The sequence below is a fragment of the Streptomyces sp. NBC_01508 genome (assembly GCF_045040315.1).
In the GTDB taxonomy this organism is placed as follows: Bacteria; Actinomycetota; Actinomycetes; order Streptomycetales; family Streptomycetaceae; genus Streptomyces.
Genome location: NZ_CP109419.1, coordinates 1,774,103 through 1,793,172 on the forward strand (window position 1 = coordinate 1,774,103; position 19,070 = coordinate 1,793,172).

Below are 19,070 nucleotides of genomic sequence, written 5' to 3' on the forward strand. Positions count from 1 at the left end.
GTGCTCAGACCGGGTCTGCTGCCTCTTCGGCCGCCGGCTCGGACCGTACGTCCGGCTCGGACCGTACGTAACGCAGGACGCCCCACATGGCGGACTCGTCGCCGCCGTCGCCGGCCTCGGTGCCCGTGACGGCGGCGACGCGCAACTCCTTCTCCAGGGCGTCGCGGTCGATGCCGGAGCCGATGAGCACGAGTTGCGTACGGCGCTCGCCGCCCCGCGGCCAGGGCTCCGGGTAGAACCGCAGGAAGCGCCCGACGGCGTGGACGGCGTAGCGGTTGTCCGGGTCGGCAGCGCCGAAGTCCACGAAGCCCTTGACGCGGTAGAGCCCTTCCGGCCGCGAGTCGAGGAAGGCCATGAGCCGGCGCGGGTCCATGGCGGCCGGTTCGTCGAAGGACAGGCTCTCGTAGCCGGTGTGCGGGTGCTCCTGCCTCTCCTCGTCGGCGTAAAGGTCCTCGAAGGAGAGCTGGCGGGCCTTCTCGTCCTCGGCGGGGCGCGTGGCGGGGTCGAAGAGCAGGCCCGGGTCGATTCGCCCGTACGACGCGGAGACCACCGCCGCCGCCGGCCCCAGCTCCCCGATCACCCGCAGGACGCGTTCGTGCGCGGCCGGTGTCACGCGGTCGGTCTTGTTCAGGACGACCAGGTCGGCGATGGCGAGGTGCCGGTCGGTCTCGGGGTGCCGCTCGCGGGTGGCGTCGAACTCGGCCGCGTCCACGACCTCGACGAGCCCTCCGTAGACCACGCGCGGGTTGTCGGCGGCGAGGATCATCCGCACGAGTTCCTGCGGTTCGGCGAGGCCGCTCGCCTCGATGACGATGATGTCGATCCGCGCGGCGGGGCGGGTCAGCCGCTCCAGATAGCCGTCCAGCTCGCTGGCGTCCACGGCGCAGCAGATGCACCCGTTGCCGAGGGAGACGGTGGAGCCGACCTGGCCGGCGACGGTCATGGCGTCGATCTCGACGGCCCCGAAGTCGTTGACGACGACGGCGACGCGGTTGCCGGCGCGGCGGCGCAGGAGGTGGTTGAGGAGGGTCGTCTTGCCCGAGCCGAGGAAGCCCGCGAGGACGACCACCGGGATCTGCTTGGCCGTGCTCGGATTCAAGACCGCGCTCCGTCTTCCGTAGGAGGTGAGGCAGAGCGCCGCGCCTGCCCGCTCCAGGATAGGAGCGGGCAGGGGCACCTGAGCGACGGGGCCGTCGGGCGTGGCCCGTCACGGGGCGGGCGGTTCGGCCGCGGAGGTCAGCTCCGCAGCCAGGCCGCGGTGTCCTGCGGCAGCCTCCCCTCGTCGTCCAGGGGGCCGCTGGTGAGCAGAACGCTTCTGTGGCCGGGCAGCCGCGTGGGAGGCCCGGCGAGGTTGACGACGCAGATCAGGCCGTCGGTACGGGTGAAGGACAGGACTCCGGGGCCGGCGGGCAGCCAGGTCAGCGCGGCCCCGGTGCCGTCGCCGGACGCCCGGACGGCGAATCCTGGCTCCGTACGGCGCAGCCGCAGGGCCCGCCGGTACAGGCTGAGCATCGAGTGCGGGTCGTCCGTCTGGAGGTCGGCCGCGTACTTCGCCCAGGACTCCGGCTGCGGAAGCCACAGTTCGCGCTCTCCGCCGAAGCCGGCGTGCGGCGCGTGTGCCCGCCAGGGCAGCGGTACGCGGCAGCCGTCCCGGCCCGGATCCGTACCGCCGGAGCGGAAGTGCATCGGGTCCTCGATGCGCTCACGCGGGATGTCCGCCTCGGGCAGGCCCAACTCCTCGCCCTGGTAGACGTAGACGGCGCCCGGGAGCGCCAGCGAGAGCAGCGCGGCGGCGCGGGCCCGTCTGGTGCCCAGCTCCAGGTCGGTCGGGGTGCCGAAGGCCTTGGCCGCGAAGTCGAAGCCGGTGTCCTCGCGCCCGTAGCGGGTCACGGTGCGGGTGACGTCGTGGTTGGAGAGCACCCAGGTGGCGGGGGCGCCGACCGGGGCGTGCTCGGCGAGGGTGTCGTCGATGGCGGTCCGCAGCAGACCGGCGTCCCACGGGCACGACATGAAGCTGAGGTTGAAGGCGGTGTGCAGCTCGTCGGGGCGCAGATAGCGGGCGAAGCGCTCGGCGTCGGGGAGCCAGACCTCGCCGACGAAGATGCCGCCGTACTCGTCGGCGATGGCGCGCCAGGAGCGGTAGATCTCGTGGAGTTCGTCGCGGTCCACGAAGGGGTGGGGGTCGGTGCCCGGTGTGAAGTCGGGCAGGTCCGGGTCCTTGGCGGGCAGGACGGCCGAGTCGATCCGTACGCCCGCCACGCCCCGGTCGAACCAGAAGCGCAGCACGTCCTCGTGTTCCCGGCGGACCGCCGGGTGGGCCCAGTTGAGGTCGGGCTGCCCGGTGGCGAACAGGTGCAGGTACCAGTCGCCGTCGTCCAGCCGGGTCCAGGGGACGCCGCCGAACTCGGACACCCAGTTGTTCGGGGGGAGTTCGCCGTCCGCCCCGCGCCCCGCGCGGAAGTGGAACAGCTCGCGCTCGGGGCTGCCCGGTCCGGCCGCCAGGGCCGCCTTGAACCAGACGTGCTGGTCGGAGACATGGTTGGGTACGACGTCGATGATCGTGCGGATGCCCAGCTCGCGGGCCTCGGCGATCAGCTTCTCCGCCTCGGCGAGGGTGCCGAAGGCCGGGTCGATGGTGCGGTAGTCGGCCACGTCGTAGCCGCCGTCCGCGAGGGGCGAGAGGTACCAGGGGGTGAACCAGAGTGCGTCCACGCCCAGTTCCACGAGATACGGCAGCCTGGACCGCACGCCGGCGAGATCTCCGGTGCCGTCGCCGTCGCCGTCGGCGAAGCTGCGTACATAGACCTGGTAGATGGCGGCGTCGCGCCACCATTCGACGGTGGCCTCGGCCGGCTGGATGGCTGCCACGTGACGGTCCTTTCGGGCAGGTGGGACTCCGCCGCCGGCCCCCGGACAACGGGGCGCTGGATGAGGGGCGGGCGGCGGAGCGCTGGTGGGGAGTAGGTCGGCGGAGCGGCGGAGGACGATCAGCCCTTGAGGCCGCCCGCGGTCAGACCGCTCATGATGTTGCGCTGGAAGAGCAGGAAGATGAGCAGCGTCGGGACGGACGCGATGGTGAGCGCCGCGATCAGGACGTTCTCCGGTACACCGCTCGCGAGCGAGTAGATGCCCACGTTGAGGGTCTGTTTGCCCGGGTCGGGCAGGGTGAGCATCGGCCACAGGAAGTCCTTCCAGACGCCCACGACCGCGAAGATCGACACGACTCCGAGGATCGGCCGGGAGATCGGCAGCACCACGGATCTCAGGGTGCGCGTCGCCGACGCCCCGTCGATGGCCGCCGCGTCCAGCAGTTCGCGCGGTATCGAGTCGAAGAATCTCTTGAGCAGGAAGATGTTGAAGGCGTTGGTGACGGACGGCAGCCAGATCGCCCAGGGCGAGTTGAGGAGGTTGCGTTCGAAGATCGGTACGTCGAGCACCGTCAGGTACTGGGGTACGACGAGGACGGTCGCCGGGATCATCAGCGTCATCAGCATCAGGCCGAGGATGGCCTTGCCGAAGATCGGCCGGAGTTTGGAGAGCGAGTAGGCGGCGGCCACGTCGAAGATCAGCTGGAAGGCGAGCGCGCCGAACGCGTAGTACAGGGTGTTGAAGAGCAGCTTGGCGAGGTCCATCACCTTCCACGCCTGCTCGTAGTTCTCCGGGTGCACCGAGGTGGGGAAGGCCGTCGGCGGGCTCTGCACGACTTCCTGGGTGGTCTTGAGACCGCCGGTGACCATCCAGTAGAGCGGTCCGAGGAAGACGAGGGTGAAGACGAGGACCACCAGGGCGAAGACGATCCAGTAGACCGTCCGGCCGCGGGATCTGCCCAGTTGGGCCGGTGAGATCAGGGTCCGCGGGCGGGCTACCTCGACGGTGGCGGCCCGCTTGCGCCGGGGTATGAGCGTGTTCGCTGTCATGCCTTCTCTCCCGTCACTCGTCTTCGCTGCCGCGGCTGAGCCGTACGTACACCGCGGAGAAGCCCGCGAGGAGTACGAGCAGGACGAGTCCGAGTGCCGCCGCACTGCCGTAGTTGTTGAAGTTGAACGCGTACTGGTAGATGAGATAGACGACCGTCGTCGTCGCCCCTTCAGGACCGGCCCCGTTGGTGAGCAGGAACGGTTCGGTGAATACCTGCATCGTCGCGATGATCTGCATGAGCAGCATCAGCGAGAGAATGAGCTTGGTCTGCGGGATGGTGACGTGCCAGATCTTGCGGAGGATTCCCGCGCCGTCGAGTTCGGCCGCCTCGTACAGCTCGCCCGGAATTCCCTGAAGGGCCGCGAGATAGATCAGGGTGGCGCCGCCCATGCTCATCCAGGTCGCCGCGATGACCACGGAGAGCATCGCCGTGTCGGTGTCCTGGAGCCACTGCTGGGCGGGGAGTCCGAAGACTTCCAGAATTCGGTTGAACAGGCCGTATCCGGGGTCGTAGAAATACTTGAAGAGCAGTACGGAGGCGACCGGCGGAAGCATCACCGGCAGATAGACGAGCAGCCGCAGATATCCCTGGCCGTGCCGGAACTCGTTGAGTACGACGGCGACGAGGAACGGGACGATGAATCCCAGCAGCAGCGCGAGGCCGGTGAAGAGCAGTGTGTTGCGCCACGCCTGCCAGAAGGCCGGGTCGTTGAAGATGTACGTGAGATTGGACCAGCCGGCCCAGGTGGTCTCTCCGTTCTCGTTCTTCTGGAAGGCCAGGATGAATTCCCTGACCATCGGATACCAGGAGAAGAACGAGAAGCAGAGTACGGCTCCGATCAGGAACCCGTGCGCCGAGAGGTTGCGGCGCACGGACCGTACGAACTCCTCGCGGGCAGAGTCCGTCCGGTGGGAGCCGGGGCGTCGTCCGGGGCTCGGCTCTCTCGCCTCGCTCTTGGACAGGGTGGGGGCCGACATGATCTCTCCTCGGTGCCGGTGCGCAGACGCGTTGACTCACAGCCGGGGCGGGACCGGGTCCGCGTGACCCGGTCCCGCCCGTCCGTTACCGCGTCGCCAGGACGTGGTTGACCTGCTTCTCGGCGGTCGACAGGAGCTTGTCGACGTCCGCGTCCTCGTTGGTCAGCACACCGGACATCGCGACGTCGAGGATCTTGTAGATCTCCTGCGCCTTCGGCGGCTCGGCCTTGCCCTTGACCGGGTTGTCCATGAAGGGCTTGAAGTTCTCGACGGGCATGGTGGCGTGCTCGGCGCGCTGCGCGTCGTCCTTCGCCTTGGAGTCACCGAGCCAGAAGTTCGGCTGCGGCAGTCCGACGGGGAGCTTGTCGGCCTTGCTGCGCTCCCACTCGAACTGGCCCTTGCCCGGGGTGAGGAACTTGAAGTTCTGCCAGGCGATCGCGGCCTTGATCTTGTCGGGCGAACTGCCCTTCTTGATCATGTAGTTGTTGCCGCCGAAGAGGGTCGCCTCGGCGCCGGGGATCGGCCCCATGCCGAAGTTCTCGTACGTGGCGCCGAGTTGCTGGACCATGTACGTGATGTCGTCGGGCGCGGCGAGGAACATGCCCAGCTTGTCGGTGGCTATCTGCTTCTGGAGGTCGCCCCACTTGAGCAGCTGGGTCTTGCCCATGCTGTCGTCGTCCCACCGCATGGTGCGGAGGTTCTCAAGGACCTGCTTGCCCAGGTCGGTGTTGAACGCGGCCTTCTTGCCGGTGGAGTCGACGACCTCGCCGCCGAGACCGTAGATCGAGGCGGTGAAGTGCCAGCCGCCGTTGTTGCCCGCGCTGTACTCGCCGAAGCCGGAGACGCCGCCGCCGACGCCGGCGATCTTGTCGGAGGCCGTACGGACCTCTTCCCAGGTGGTGGGAGGCGAGTTGGGGTCCAGTCCGGCCTCTTCGAAGAGCTTGCGGTTGATCAGCAGGCCCATCGTGTAGTTGCTGGTCGGCAGGCCGTAGAGCTTGCCGTCCTGCTTCAGCACGTCCAGGACGCCCGGGTCGATGTCCTTCAGCGCGGGCACGGACTTGTCGTTGACGTACGCGGAGATGTCCTCGGCGCTGTCGTTGTCCAGCACCTGCTGAAGGTCGGTGAAGTACGTGTAGTACACGTCGGGCTGGGACTTCGCCTTGAGCATCGCGGTGAAGCGCGGCGGCTCCAGGCACTGGCCCGGCGTGGACTTCCCGTTGATCCTGACGTTCGGGTACGTCTTGTTGAACTCCTTGACGTCCTCGTTCCACTCCTTCAACTCCGCGGCCTTCGCGGCCGGCGGCATACAGTCGATCGAGAGTGTCACCTTGGCCTTCGGGTCCAACGGCGCTGACGGGTCGGACGACCCGCCGCCGGAGTCGCCGTCGTCGTCGCTGCTGCTGCTCGTGCCGCAGGCGGCGAGAGTCAGGGCGAGCACGGTGACAATGGCAACCGCGGCGGGGCGGTCGGTACGGCGAATACGGCGGAACCCAGCACTTCTCATCGGTGGTCCCCTTCGGGCATGAGCGTGGAAGGCCCACGGCTGAAACTCTGCCGGGGCGCGGCACACTCAACCACCGTCGACAGGAGACCGCAAGATCTCGCGCCGTGTTCGTAAAAGCTTGACAGTCCTTCGCATCGTTCGCGGGCCAGGGTCGGTTCGTCCTCAATCGCCGGACGGGGGCCGCTTTCTCAGCGCGGCGACTGCGCCGTGGAGCCGCGTACGACCAGCTCCGGCTCGAACAGCAGCTCGCCGGGTGGCACGGCGCCGCCCTGGATCTGGGCGCACAGCAGCTCCACCGCGGCCCGGCCCATGGCCTCGATCGGCTGGCGGACGGTGGTCAGCGGCGGCTCGGTGCAGTTCATGAAGGCGGAGTCGTCGTACCCGACGACGGAGACCTCGCCGGGGACGTCCAGACCACGCCGGCGGGCGGCCCGTACGGCACCCAGCGCCAGCGGGTCGCTCGCGCAGATGACGCCCGTGACGCCGCGGTCCAGCAGCCGCGTGGCGGCGGCCTGCCCGCCCTCCAGGGAGAACATCGACCGCTCGACGCACTCGTCGGGCAGCGACTCCCCCGCCGCCTTCACGGTCGCGAGGGCGGCGGCGAGCTTGCGCCGCGACGGTACGTGGTCGGCCGGGCCCAGGACGAGGCCGATGCGCTCGTGGCCGAGGGACGACAGATGCCGCCACGCCTGCTCGACGGCGACGGCGTCGTCGCAGGAGATGGTCGGGAAGTCGAGGTTCTCTATGGGCGCGTTGATGAGCACGACAGGAATCCGGCGCTCGTGGAGCTGTCGGTAGTGCTCGTGGGGCGCGTCGGCCTGGGCGAAGAGGCCGCCGGCGAAGACGACTCCGGACACCTGCTGCTGGAGCAGCAGTTCGACGTAGTCGGCCTCGGAGACGCCGCCCTTGGTCTGCGTGCACAGGACGGGGGTGAGCCCCTGCTGCGCCAGCGCGCCGCCGATCACCTCGGCGAAGGCCGGGAAGATCGGGTTCTGGAGTTCGGGCAGGACGAGGCCGACCAGTCTGGCGCGCTCGCCGCGCAGCTGTGTCGGCCGCTCGTACCCCAGCACGTCCAGCGCGGTCAGCACGGACTGCCGCGTGGCCTGGGAAACTCCCGGCTTACCGTTGAGCACCCGGCTGACCGTGGCCTCGCTGACCCCAACCTTCTTCGCCACCTGAGCAAGTCGTCGCGTCATACACGCAAGACTAGCGCAAACCATGCAAGCTACTTACTTCTGAGCGTAAAGACCCTGCACAGCGGGGGTGCCGCCCGGGGAGGCCCCGAGCGGCACCCTGACCTGACGCCCGCTCCTACGGATTGATATTGATCTTGAAGTTGGGCGTCGTGTTCTTCACGTCCAGAGCGTTGCCGCTCATCGTCAGACCGTTGAACGTGACCTCACCGACCGCGGGACCCTGCCCCGCCTCCGGCAGCTCGTTCGCCCACAGCCCGAAGCCCGACTTGGCGTCGTAGGCGTCGCCGCTCTTCTTCGCGCCGGTGACCGAGATGTCGCTGAGGATCGTGTCCTTGATCGGGAACTGTGGTTGTCCTCCTACGTAGTTGGTCTGGAACATGACCCCGCTGTACGTCGGGTCGACGATGTCCACGTTGTTGATCCGGATGCCCTGGAACACCTTGGACGCGGAGAACAGCCAGATGCCGGGGAACGTCTGCGCGCCCCAGAAGTGACCGCCGGCTCTGACGATCGACACGTTCTCGATCGTCGTGGGCTCGGTCCCGAAGCCGTTCATCGGGTAGCCGAAGTCCAGCGAGCTGACCGTGATGCCCGCGTACACGAGCGTGTCCGCGATATGGATGTTGCGGAAGGTGTTGTTGAAGCCGCCATAGACGGCCACACCCGCCGCGCGCCAGGTCAGGATCGACGTCAGGTTCTCGTAGACGTTGTCCTTCATGTCCGCGCCGCCGGCGTCGATCGCCGAGAAGAGCGCGAAGCTGTCGTCTCCGGTGGCCCGCGCCTCGTTGTTGGTCACGAGGTTGCCGGTGCTGCCGTTGGTCATGTTGACGCCGTCGGCGAACATGTTGCGGATACGGGAGTTCTTGATGGTCATGTCATCGGTGTTCGCGCCCCAGTAGAGGCACACCATGTGCTCGTTCCAGATGTTGTCGATCTCGATGTCGCGCACGTTCGAGAAGTCGAACACCTTGCCAGGGCCGTCGATACGCGAGGTGTAGTTGCCGAAGTACGCGAAGTTCCTGAACGACGAACCCGCGGCGGCGGCCTCGGCCCGGAAGCCGATGTCGGTGTTGTCCTGCGCCGACGGGGCGTGGAACCTGGTGTACCAGGGCCCGGCGCCGACCACCTGCACCGGCTTGCCGTACACCTGGAACTTGCTGGCCGTCTGGTAGTCACCGGCGGGCAGGTACAAGCCCTTCAGGGCGCCCGTGGTGTCCATCCGCACCCGGTCCAAGGCGTTCTGCACGTCCTGGTGGGTGAACCCGGCCGGCACCGTGTACGTGGCGGGGTCGGGGTTCGCGACCGGTGCGACCTGCTCCAGGTCGATGAAGTCGATCGCGTAGTTCGTGGTGTTGGCCGCGTCCTTCTGGAGCTTGATCCTGCTGCCCGCCGGGACGGTCTTGCCCAGCATCACGTTCGCCTCGTCGTAGATGTGACGGGGCGCGCCCTGGCCCGGGGAGTTGCCCGGTCCCGCCTCGGCGCCGTACAGCCAGGCGTACTTCGACGTGAGGTCGATCGCCTTGAGGAAGACGCCGTCCACATAGACGTTGAGCGTGGAGTCGATGCCCCCGCCGCCCGCGGAGTCGGGGATGGAGAAGCGGGTCACCAGGGTGTTCGTGCTGGCCCGGGTGGTGAACTCGACGAACTCGCCGGTCGCGTCGAGGTTGACGGCCCGGCGGCCCGACGCCTCACCCGCGATGTCGCCGATCGTCCGGTTGGGGCCGACCTTCGTCGCGCCGCCGCCGGCGGTGCCGTCCTCGGCCTCGTACATGTCGAACGGCATGCTCGCGCCGCGGCCGACGAACAGCGACTGGCTGCTGGTGTTGTTCTCGCGCTTGACCGGCACCTCGTTCGCGTCGTCGGCGATGACGACCTTCACGGTGTACGAGCCGTTGGCGGCGGCCCAGGTTCCGAGCGCGACCGGCGGCGCGGTGGCGCCCGCCGCGATGACTCCGCTGTGCGTGCCGGTGAGGGTCTGCACCGTGGCGCCCTCGGAGTTGACGACGGTCAGGGTGATGCCGTGGCTGCCGCCCGCGGAGGCGACGGTGCCCTGGTTCTTGACCGAGACGGAGAAGTTGACCGTGTCTCCGGCCGCCGGGGCGGACGGGGAGGTGCCGAGTGTCGCCACCAGGTCGGAGCTGGCGACCGGCTTGACGACCAGCGGGGCCGAGGCGGTGTAGGTGTTGTTGGTCTCGTTCTGCTCGATCACCGCGTCCGCCACGTCGGCGACCGCGCTGAGTTCGTAGGAGCCGGCGTCGCGCGGACCGATCGCGGCGCTGACATTGGCCGAAGCGCCGGCGGCGAGGGCGCCCACCGCCGCCGTGCCGACCTTGGAGTCACCGAGTCGGAATTCGAGCGAGCTGGCCGCCGCGGCGACCGTGCCGTTGTTGCGGACCGTCGCCGTCAGGGTGATCGGGTTCGACTCGACCGGCTCGGCGGGGGCCGCGGTCACGGCCGTGACCTGGAGGTCCGGGTTGGGTGCCGGCTCGCCCAGCACCTGGAACTCGGCCACCTGGCCCGCACCGGCACCGGTGTTGGAGGTGAACTTGAGCTGGACGTCCGCGACGTTCCCGGAGACCGGGATGGTCACCTGGTTCCCGGAGGCCGGGCTGAACGCGTAGTCCTTCGCGGCGGCCAGGCTGGTGAAGCCCGTGGCGTTCTGCTCGCGCCCCAGCACCTGGATGTTCTGGGTACGCGCGCCCCAGCCGCTGTCCGGATTGAGCTTGACGACGACGCTCTCGGTGGAGGCGTTGGCACCCAGCTTCACGGTCAGCGTGTTGGGGTAACTGCCCCCGGCGCCTTCCCAGTAGGTCGACGTCGAGTTGTCGTTGGCGTTGGCCGCGACGAACGTGTGGACCACGGAGGAGGCGGAGATCGGCTTGCCGACGGCGAGGTTGGAGACCGAGCCGGTGCTGCCGGTGCGTATCACCGTGTTGCTGTTGCCCGACCGGTTGCCCGCCGCGTCCTTGGCTCGTACGTAGTACGAGACGGTGGTGCCGGCCGGCTGGGTGTCGGTGAAGGTCAGGACGTTGCCCGCGACGGTCTCGCGCAGCACGTTGTTGGCGTAGATCTCGTAGCCGGTGACCGCCGTGTTGTCGCTGGACGCCTGCCAGGTGAGCTTGACCTGGGCCGGCGAGGGCGAGGTGTGGGCGAGGCCGGTGGGCGCGGTCGGCGCCTGGGTGTCGCCGCCCGCCGGCTTGCGGGTGACGGTGTTGCTGTTGCCCGACACGTTGCCCGCGGCGTCCTTGGCCCGTACGTGGTACGAGACGTCGGCGTTGCCGGGCTGGGTGTCGGTGAAGGTGGTGACGTTGCCCGCGACGCTGGTGCGCAGCACGTTGTTGGCGTAGACGTCGTAGCCGGTGACCGCCGTGTTGTCGGTCGACGCCTTCCAGGTCAGCTTGATCTGACCGGATGCGGGCTCGGTGTACGCCAGTTCGGTGGGCGCGGTCGGCGCCTGGGTGTCGCCCGTCTCGGGGCCGTAGATCTCCAGCTCGGAGACCTGGGCGGCGGGCTGCCCGGTGTTGGCCGTGACCAGCACCCGTACGTGGCGCGTGGTGGTGGCGTCGAAGGGGATCGTCACCGTGTTGCCGGACCCGGGCGCGAACTGGTACGCCTTGGACGTGGTCAGGTCGGTGAAGGCCGTCCCGTTGGTGCTGCCCTGGAGCTTGAGGGTCTGGCTCCTGGCCTCCCAGCCGTCGGGCAGTTTCAGTACGACGCCGTTGACGCCGACGGACGAGCCGAGGTCGGCCTGGAGCCACTGCGGGAGGGCGCCGTTACGGCTCTCCCAGTAGCTCGCCTTGTTGCCGTCGTTGGCGTTGGCCGCCGCGTACACCTCGGTGTGGCTGCTCTCGGTGAGCGTCCGGCCGGCGGCGAGGTTCACCGACGCCGCGGCGGCCTTGTGGACCTGGAGTTCGGCGAGCTGGCCCGCGGACGCGACGGAGTTCTTGGTGATGTTCACCCGGACGTAACGTGTCCGGGTGGCGGGGAACGAGACGCTGACCTCGTTGGCCTCGCCCGGACTGAAGGTGTACGAGGCGGACGTCTTGAGGGTGGCGAAAGTGGTGCCGTCGGCGCTGCCCTGGACGGCGAGGGTCTGGCGTCTGGTCTCCCAGTCCGCGGGGAGCTTCAGCGTGACCTGGTCGATCCGGGCGGCGGAGCCCAGATCGGTCTGGACCCACTGGGGCAGGCTCTTGCCGGAACCCTGCCAGTACGTCGACTGATCGCCGTCCGCGACCATCCGGGCGGAGTGGTCGCCTTTCGCGCTGCTCGCCGCCGCGGCGGCGTCCGCGGCGATGTCGGGGCCGCCGGCCGCCGAAGCGGTGAGCGACGGCACGCCGACCATCAGGAGACTGGTGGTGACGGCTGCGGAGATCGCCCGCCATCTCCATCGGTGAGATCTCATGTATCCCCGATCGTTCGGCCCCGGCGCCGGGGGCGCGGCGAGGCGCGGCTCTGTCTGCATGGCTGGTGCCACCTGGCTGGTGCGACTAGCGTTTCTGCATTGCGGAGCGGGATCTTTTGCGTTGCGCCGTCAGAGAGTTGCAGACAAATGCGAGAGCGTCCACCAGTGCGGCAGAACCAAGCCGGCCGTTCTGTGACTCGAAAGCACCCCAAGAGGGACCCACCAGCCCCTATCAGTCAGGATTCCTGCGAACTTTCGGCACAACGTAAGCCGGGCGCAAATCACGTAAGACTGCGTAAGTAACTTGCGTCAATCTGGAAATTTCAGAAAGGGCACCTGCGCCGTCTACCGTTCGTACACATGAACGCCGGACCGACGACCCCACCACGACGACGGCGATTCGGCTGGCCACGGCGCATGTTCTCCCAGGTGCTGCTGATGCAGTTGGCCATCGCCGCGGGCACCGCCGTGCTCGCCACCGGCCTGTTCCTCAGACCGCTGAGCGACCAACTCGACGACCAGGCCATGCGCCGGGCGCTCGCCATCGCCGAGACGACCGCGTCCGGGCCGGTGGCGGACGCGCTGCTGGCCTCGCGGCCCTCGGTGGACGGGCCGGTGCAGGCCGAGGCCGAACGCATCAGGCGGGCCACCGGCGCCGAGTACGTCGTGATCATGGACAGACGCGGGGTCCGCTGGTCACACACCGACACCGGCGAGATCGGCAGGGTCGTCTCCACCGACCCCAGCGACGCGATCGCCGGCCAGGACGTCATGGAGATCGACAGCGGCACCCTCGGCCGCTCGGCGCGCGGCAAGGTCCCCCTGCGCGACGGATCGGGGCAGATCATCGGCGCCGTGTCGGTCGGCATCGCGTACGACAGCGTCCGCGAGCGCCTGCTCGCGACGATCCCCGGACTGCTCGCGTACGCGGGCGGCGCCCTGGCCGTCGGCGCGCTGGCCGCCTATCTGATCTCCCGACGGCTCCAGCGCCAGACCCACGACCTGGCCTTCTCCGATATCTCGGCGCTGCTCGCGGAGCGCGAGGCCATGCTGCACAGCCTGCGCGAGGGAGTGATCGCCCTCGACGGGACGGGGCGGATCCGGCTGATGAACGACGAGGCGCAGCGGCTGCTCGGGCTGGGTCCGGAGGCCGCCGGACAACCGCTCGACGCGGTGCTGGGGCCGGGCCGTACCACCGACGTGCTCGCGGGCCGGGTGGCCGGGGACGACCTGCTGGCCGTGAGCGGCGGCCGGGTGCTCATCGCCAACCGGATGCCGACCGACGACGGCGGCGCCGTCGCCACCCTCCGTGACCGCACCGAGCTGGAACAGCTGGGCCGGGAACTGGACGCCACCCGCGGCCTGATCGACGCCCTGCGCGCGCAGGACCACGAGCACGCCAACCGGATGCACACACTGATGGGGCTGCTGGAGCTGGAGATGCACGAGGAGGCGGTGGAGTTCGTGACCGAGGTCGTCGGCGTGCACCGGGCCACCGCCGAGCAGGTCACCGAGCGGATCCACGACCCGCTGCCCGCCGCCCTGCTGGTCGGCAAGGCCACCGTCGCCGCCGAGCGGGGCGTCTCGCTGCGCATCTCGCCGGCCACGCTGCTCCCCGACCGGCTGATCGACCCGCAGGGGCTGGTCACGGTCCTGGGCAACCTCGTGGACAACGCGCTGGACGCCGCGGCCGGCTCCGAGGACCCGCGCATCGAGGTGGAGGTACGGGCCGAGGGCCGTACGGTCGTCCTGCGGATCTCCGACAGCGGCCCCGGAGTCCCGCCCGAGCAGCGCGAACTGGTCTTCACGGAAGGCTGGACGACGAAGGAACTGCCCGCCCACGGCCGACGCGGTCTCGGCCTCGCCATGGTGCGCAGACTCGCCGAGCGGCAGGGCGGCAGCGCGCGGGTCACCGAATCCGCCGACGGGGGCGCGGAGTTCACCGTCGTCCTGCCCGAGGCACTCGCACTCGCCGAGGCGGCGGGCACCGCGCGGGACGGCGCGCGGGGCGGAGGTCGGGACGGGGCGCGGGGCGCCGCGCCACCGGGCGATCTCGTACCCGATCCGGCGAAGCCCGTCACCACAGGAGAGACACGATGATCGACGTACTGGTCGTGGACGACGACATCCGGGTCGCCGACATCAACACCGCCTATGTGGCGAAGGTGGCCGGATTCCGGGTCGTCGCCAAGGCGCACTCGGGAACGGAGGCGCTCGCCCGGCTCGCCGAGCGGCCCGTCGACCTGATCCTGCTCGACCACTATCTGCCCGACCGCGACGGGCTCTCGGTGGTACGGGAACTGCGCGGGCTCGGCCACCGGACCGACGTGATCATGGTGACCGCCGCGCGTGACGTCGCCACCGTCCAGTCGGCGATGCGCCACGGGGCGCTCCAGTATCTGGTCAAGCCGTTCAACTTCGCCGGGCTGCGCACCAAGCTGGAGGCGTACGCGACGCTGCGCCGCACACTGGACGGCGGCGGCGAGGCCGAACAGGCCGATGTGGACCGGATGTTCGGCGCGCTGTCGGCGTCGGCCGCGCCGCCCGAGCTGCCCAAGGGGCACTCGCCGAGCACCGCCGAGGTGGTGCGCCAGGTGCTGCTCGGCGCCGAAGGGCCGCTCTCCGCGCACGAGATCGCCGAGAGTGCCGGGATGAGCCGGCAGACGGCGCAGCGGTATCTGAAACTGCTGGAGCGGGCGGGGCGGGTACGGCTCAGCCTCCGGTACGGCGAGACGGGCCGCCCCGAGCACCGGTACGCGTGGGCGACGAGCGGCTGAGAGCCGGGCTCCTGTGCCCCGGTCAGGTCAGACCGCGCCCGCTCCCGTGAGTGAACGCACCTCCGACTCCGCGTGCTTGGCCTCGTCCGCGCCTTCGCGGGAGAGGACCGTGCCGATCCAGCCCGCCAGGAAGCCGAGCGGGATCGAGACCAGGCCGGGATTCTGGAGCGGGAAGACGTGGAAGTCGACGCCCTGGAAGATCGCCTCGGGGCTCCCCGACACGACGGGTGAGAACACGACCAGCAGCACGGCCGGCACCAGCCCGCCGTACACCGACCAGACCGCTCCCCGCGTGGTGAAGTTCCGCCAGAACAGCGAGTAGAGCAGCACCGGCAGATTGGCGGAGGCGGCGACGGCGAACGCGAGACCGACCAGGAAGGCCACGTTGAGATCCCGGGCGAGCAGCCCGAGCGCGATGGCCACGGCGCCGATACCGGCCGCCGCGAGCCTGGCGACGGCGACCTCGCTGGGCGGCTTGGCATGGGACTTCGCGTGCGACTTGGCGTGCGACTTGGCGTGCGACTTGGCGTGCGACTTGGCGTGCGACTTGACGTGCGGTTCTCCCCGGCGGTGAGGCCGCTTGAGTGAGGCGTGGAGGTCGTGCGCCACAGAGGCCGACGAGGCGAGGGTGATGCCGGCGACGACGGCGAGGATCGTCGCGAAGGCGACGGCGGCGACCACGGCGAAGAGAACCGTTCCGCCGGTGGAACCCGCGCCGCCGCCCAGGTCGAGGGCGAGCAGCGGCACCGCCGTGTTCCCCGCCGCGCTCGACGCGCGCACCTCGTCGGTGCCGACCACGGCGGCGGCGCCGAAGCCGAGCACGATCGTCATCAGATAGAAGCCGCCGATGAGTCCGATCGACCAGACGACCGACCGGCGGGCGGCGCGGGCGGTCGGCACGGTGTAGAAGCGGGAAAGGATGTGCGGCAGTCCGGCCGTGCCGAGCACCAGCGCGAGCCCCAGGCTGATGAAGTCGAATCGCGCGGTCCAGCCGCCGCCGTAGGCCAGACCGGGGGCAAGGAACTCCTTGCCGTGGCCGCTGCGTTCGGCCGCGGTGGTGAGCAGCGCGTTGACGTCGCCGTGGAAGCGGATCAGTACGAGCACGGTCAGCGCGACCGTGCCGGCCATCAGCAGAACGGCCTTGACGATCTGGATCCAGGTGGTGGCCCGCATCCCGCCGAGCGTCACGTAGACGACCATCAGCGCGCCCACACCGATCACCGTCCATGCCCGCGCCGCCTCGCTCGCACCCCCCAGCAGCAGCGCGACCAGACTGCCCGCCCCGACCATCTGCGCCACCAGATAGAGAACCGAGACGACGATCGACGACGTTCCCGCCGCGATCCTGACAGGGCGCTCGCGCATCCGTGTGGCGACGACGTCGGCCAGCGTGAACCGGCCGCAGTTGCGGACGAGTTCGGCCACCAGCAGCAGGACGACGAGCCAGGCGACGAGGAAGCCGACGGAGTAGAGCATGCCGTCGTAGCCGAAGAGGGCGATGAGGCCGGAGATACCGAGGAAGGAGGCGGCCGACATGTAGTCACCGGCGATGGCGAAACCATTCTCCATCGGCGAGAAGAGCCGTCCGCCCGTGTAGAACTCCTCCGCCGAGCCGCGCCGGTCGCGGCTCACCCAGGTGGTGATGCCCAGGGTCACGGCGACGAACGCGCCGAACAACAGCAGCGCCAGACTCCGGTGGTCGACGCTCATGCCCGCCGCTCCCCCGCCCGCGCCGACCGGGCCGTCTCGCGTTCTCGCGTCGTCGTCCGGTCGAAGACGCTCCAGCGCAGGTCGAGCGCGTCCCGGTCCCGGTGCAGCCGGGCATGGCGCGCGTACGCCCAGGTCAACAGGAAGGTGCTGAGGAACTGCCCGAGCCCGGCGACCATCGCCACGTTCACGGCCCCCGCCACCGGGCGCGCCATCAGACCGGGCGCCGTGGTCGCGGCGACGACATACGCCAGATACCAGGCCAGGAAGCCGAGGGTGGCCGGGACGACGAACCGGCGGTAGCGGGCGCGTACTTCCTGGAAGGCGGCGCTCCGCCGGACCTCCAGATAGATGTCGGCCGCGCCGGGAGCCGCGGGCGGGTCCGGGGCGGGCGCGACAGGTGTCGTCGGTGTGCCCGTACCGTCCAGCTCGCCCCAGCCGGAGGCCGGCGCGTCGTACCAGGGGTCGTCGGTCCGCACTGCCGCGGCCTCGCGCCCGTCCTGCTTCTCCACCGGTCAACTCTCCTTGTCAGCGAGCCATTTCGGCCGCGTCCCAAGGATGGGCGGAACAGGAGGATCCCGGACTCCTCTCCCCCTCGGCTTCACCCCATCAGGTGATGTTTGTCCCGGGTGGCGGGATGAGCCCGTGCTGATAGGCGTAGCGCACCGCCTGCGCCCGGTCGCGTACTCCGGCCTTGGCGAAGATGTTGTTGATGTGGGTCTTCACGGTCGCCGCCCCGATGTGCAGCCGCCCCGCGATCTCCTGGTTGGAGAGTCCGTCGGCGACGAGCGACAGCACCTCGGCCTCGCGGGCGGTGAGCCCGTCGGGCGGCGTCCCCCGCGCCGGTACGGCGGGGACCGCGCCGACCCGCTCCAGCAGCCGCCGCTGCACGGCGGGGGCGAGCCCGGCGTCCCCGGCCATGACGTCCTGGACGGCTCGGACGATCTCGTCGCCGCCCGCGTCCTTGGTCAGATAGCCGCGCGCCCCGGCCCGCAGGGCGGGGAACAGCGAGTCGTCGTCGGCGTAGGTGGTGAGCACCACGACCTGGGTCGCCGGATACCGCTCGCGGATACGGCGGGTCGCCTCGACGCCGTCGCAGCGCGGCATGCGCAGGTCCATCAGCACGACGTCGGGGGCGAGTTCGCCGACGAGGGCCACCGCCTCCTCGCCGTCCCTCGCGGCGCCGACGACCTCGATACCGGGCAGCAGCCCGAGCAGCATGACGATGCCCTCACGCACCACGGCCTGGTCGTCGGCCACGACCACCCGGGCCGTCACGCGGGCACTCGCAGAAGCACGGTGAAGCCCTTCCCCTCGGATCGGTCCGGTGGTCGGGAGCCGTACGGCGCCGCGCCCGCGCCGCCTTCCACCGAGGCCGCGGGCCCGGCCTCCAGACTGCCGCCGAGCAGTTCGGCACGCTCCCGCATCCCCAGGAGACCGTACCCGGAGCCGGAGGCCCCGAGTTCGGTGCCCGGCCCGTGGGTGCCGTCGTCGCGCACCTCCAGGGTCACCGCGTCCGCCGCGTACTCCAGTCGCATCGACACGTCCGCCCCCGGCGCGTGTTTGCGCGCGTTCGTCAGCGCCTCCTGCGCGACGCGCCGTACCGCCTGCGAGGCCTCGGCGGGCAGCAGCCGCGGCTCCCCCACGACCTCGGTCCGCACCCCGTCTACCGCCAGCTCCCGCAGATAGTCCTCGACGGGCACGAGTTGACCGCGCAGGGCGGAGAGCGCCTGGCGTGTCTCCGCCAGACCCTGCCGGGCCATGCTCCGCGCCTCCACCACGCGGCGCAGCACCTGCTCGCGGTCGTATCCGCCCTCGATCTGGAGCCGCGCCGCCTCCAGATGCACGAGCTGCGCCGAGAGGCTGTGGGCCAGCACGTCGTGGATCTCGCGGGCGATCCTCGCCCGCTCGGCCAGCGCGGCCGACTCCGCCTCGGCGACCCGCGCGGCGCGCTCCTGCGCCAGCATCCGGAACCCGGCGCCGCGTGCCTGGGCGTCGAGCCGCAGCGTGTAGCCGCCGAGCAGGACGGCCGACATGACGATCACCACGTGCAGGGGCTTCCCGGTGTCCGCCAGCAGAACGACGGCGGACAGCACCGCCCAGACACCGGCCCCCGTCGCGAGCGGCAGCCGGTCCAGCGCGAGGACGGCGGACAGGACCCAGAGCAGCACGGCCGTCCCCTCGGCCCCCGCCGCATACGCGCCGCCGCCCAGCAGCGTGAGCACGAGAAGCAACCCCAGCGAGGGAAGCAGCCGCCGCGCGACGGTCCACCGCCGGAAGCCCAGCAGGGCAGCCACGAAGACGAGCAGGCCGAGCACGGGCAGCACCGCCGACCAACCGTGGAAGAGCTTCGTGCCGTACGCGCTCGTGAGCAGCCAGAGGGCCATCGCGCCCCACAGCGCCACGTCGAGGGCCGTCCTGACGGGTGGCACCCCCACCCGGGTCAGTGCCTCTCTGCTCGGCCACGCGGCCGCCCCTGTGCCGATCACCATCCCGAAGCCCTCTCTCTCGGCTTCGATGTTACGGAGCGCGACGGCCCGCCGAATCCCCTTGTGGGGGGAGCCGCGAACGGCGCCGGGCTCCACCCG

At 70.1% G+C, this 19,070-nt stretch carries 13 protein-coding genes; 2 read left to right on the plus strand and 11 right to left on the minus strand.

Annotated features, from left to right (window positions below; genetic code table 11):
* Window positions 1-4 precede the first annotated feature (4 nt).
* The 7 genes from OG700_RS07890 to OG700_RS07920 all read right to left on the minus strand — a co-directional run bounded on the left by OG700_RS07890 (window position 5) and on the right by OG700_RS07920 (window position 11,998).
* Complete coding sequence (locus OG700_RS07890; RefSeq protein ID WP_405610952.1) at window positions 5-1,099, minus strand: CobW family GTP-binding protein; 1,095 nt, start codon at window positions 1,097-1,099, stop codon at window positions 5-7.
* A gap of 137 nt (window positions 1,100-1,236) precedes the next feature.
* Window positions 1,237-2,868, minus strand: coding sequence for a glycoside hydrolase family 13 protein (locus tag OG700_RS07895; protein ID WP_405610955.1), 1,632 nt, complete (start codon window positions 2,866-2,868; stop codon window positions 1,237-1,239).
* 119 nt (window positions 2,869-2,987) lie between these two features.
* Window positions 2,988-3,917 (minus strand): carbohydrate ABC transporter permease, encoded by a 930-nt coding sequence (locus OG700_RS07900; protein ID WP_405610958.1) that lies wholly within the window; start codon window positions 3,915-3,917, stop codon window positions 2,988-2,990.
* 13 nt (window positions 3,918-3,930) lie between these two features.
* A complete protein-coding gene (locus OG700_RS07905; RefSeq protein WP_405610961.1) occupies window positions 3,931-4,896 on the minus strand; it encodes a carbohydrate ABC transporter permease in 966 nt (321 codons plus the stop codon).
* A gap of 85 nt (window positions 4,897-4,981) precedes the next feature.
* Window positions 4,982-6,400: an ABC transporter substrate-binding protein gene (locus tag OG700_RS07910; protein WP_405610964.1), complete on the minus strand. Its 1,419-nt coding sequence runs from the start codon at window positions 6,398-6,400 to the stop codon at window positions 4,982-4,984.
* A 188-nt stretch (window positions 6,401-6,588) separates the two neighbouring features.
* Window positions 6,589-7,596, minus strand: a complete 1,008-nt coding sequence (locus tag OG700_RS07915) for a LacI family DNA-binding transcriptional regulator (protein ID WP_405610967.1) — start codon at window positions 7,594-7,596, stop codon at window positions 6,589-6,591.
* Window positions 7,597-7,711: 115 nt separating this feature from the next.
* Entirely contained in the window at window positions 7,712-11,998 is a 4,287-nt protein-coding gene (locus tag OG700_RS07920; RefSeq protein WP_405610970.1) for a discoidin domain-containing protein, read from the minus strand.
* A 360-nt stretch (window positions 11,999-12,358) separates the two neighbouring features.
* Here OG700_RS07920 and OG700_RS07925 point away from each other — a divergent pair, with 360 nt between their 5' ends.
* Both OG700_RS07925 and OG700_RS07930 read left to right on the plus strand, forming a co-directional pair.
* Window positions 12,359-14,098, plus strand: coding sequence for an ATP-binding protein (locus OG700_RS07925; RefSeq protein WP_405610973.1), 1,740 nt, complete (start codon window positions 12,359-12,361; stop codon window positions 14,096-14,098).
* Window positions 14,095-14,775, plus strand: coding sequence for a response regulator (locus tag OG700_RS07930; protein ID WP_405610976.1), 681 nt, complete (start codon window positions 14,095-14,097; stop codon window positions 14,773-14,775). The genes OG700_RS07925 and OG700_RS07930 overlap by 4 nt, the downstream gene beginning before the upstream one ends.
* Before the next feature lie 27 nt (window positions 14,776-14,802).
* Here OG700_RS07930 and OG700_RS07935 read toward each other — a convergent pair whose 3' ends face one another.
* From OG700_RS07935 to OG700_RS07950, 4 genes are all read right to left on the minus strand, one after another.
* A complete protein-coding gene (locus OG700_RS07935; protein ID WP_405610979.1) occupies window positions 14,803-16,485 on the minus strand; it encodes a cation acetate symporter in 1,683 nt (560 codons plus the stop codon).
* Window positions 16,482-16,994: a DUF485 domain-containing protein gene (locus tag OG700_RS07940; RefSeq protein ID WP_405610982.1), complete on the minus strand. Its 513-nt coding sequence runs from the start codon at window positions 16,992-16,994 to the stop codon at window positions 16,482-16,484. Before OG700_RS07940 ends, OG700_RS07935 begins: the two co-directional genes overlap by 4 nt.
* Before the next feature lie 97 nt (window positions 16,995-17,091).
* Window positions 17,092-17,760 carry a response regulator gene (locus OG700_RS07945; protein ID WP_405610985.1) on the minus strand — a complete coding sequence of 223 codons (669 nt, stop codon included), beginning with the start codon at window positions 17,758-17,760 and terminating at the stop codon, window positions 17,092-17,094.
* Window positions 17,757-18,974: a sensor histidine kinase gene (locus OG700_RS07950; protein WP_405610988.1), complete on the minus strand. Its 1,218-nt coding sequence runs from the start codon at window positions 18,972-18,974 to the stop codon at window positions 17,757-17,759. The genes OG700_RS07945 and OG700_RS07950 overlap by 4 nt, the downstream gene beginning before the upstream one ends.
* Window positions 18,975-19,070 lie beyond the last annotated feature (96 nt).

Excerpts from the sequence above, each read along its gene's own strand:
- OG700_RS07900 (WP_405610958.1), bottom strand. The coding sequence starts at position 3,917 with ATGACAGCGAACACGCTCATACCCCGGCGCAAGCGGGCCGCCACCGTC.
- OG700_RS07905 (WP_405610961.1), bottom strand. The coding sequence starts at position 4,896 with ATGTCGGCCCCCACCCTGTCCAAGAGCGAGGCGAGAGAGCCGAGCCCC.
- OG700_RS07910 (WP_405610964.1), bottom strand. The coding sequence starts at position 6,400 with ATGAGAAGTGCTGGGTTCCGCCGTATTCGCCGTACCGACCGCCCCGCC.
- OG700_RS07915 (WP_405610967.1), bottom strand. The coding sequence starts at position 7,596 with ATGACGCGACGACTTGCTCAGGTGGCGAAGAAGGTTGGGGTCAGCGAG.
- OG700_RS07920 (WP_405610970.1), bottom strand. The coding sequence starts at position 11,998 with ATGAGATCTCACCGATGGAGATGGCGGGCGATCTCCGCAGCCGTCACC.
- OG700_RS07925 (WP_405610973.1), top strand. The coding sequence starts at position 12,359 with ATGAACGCCGGACCGACGACCCCACCACGACGACGGCGATTCGGCTGG.
- OG700_RS07930 (WP_405610976.1), top strand. The coding sequence starts at position 14,095 with ATGATCGACGTACTGGTCGTGGACGACGACATCCGGGTCGCCGACATC.
- OG700_RS07935 (WP_405610979.1), bottom strand. The coding sequence starts at position 16,485 with ATGAGCGTCGACCACCGGAGTCTGGCGCTGCTGTTGTTCGGCGCGTTC.
- OG700_RS07950 (WP_405610988.1), bottom strand. The coding sequence starts at position 18,974 with ATGGTGATCGGCACAGGGGCGGCCGCGTGGCCGAGCAGAGAGGCACTG.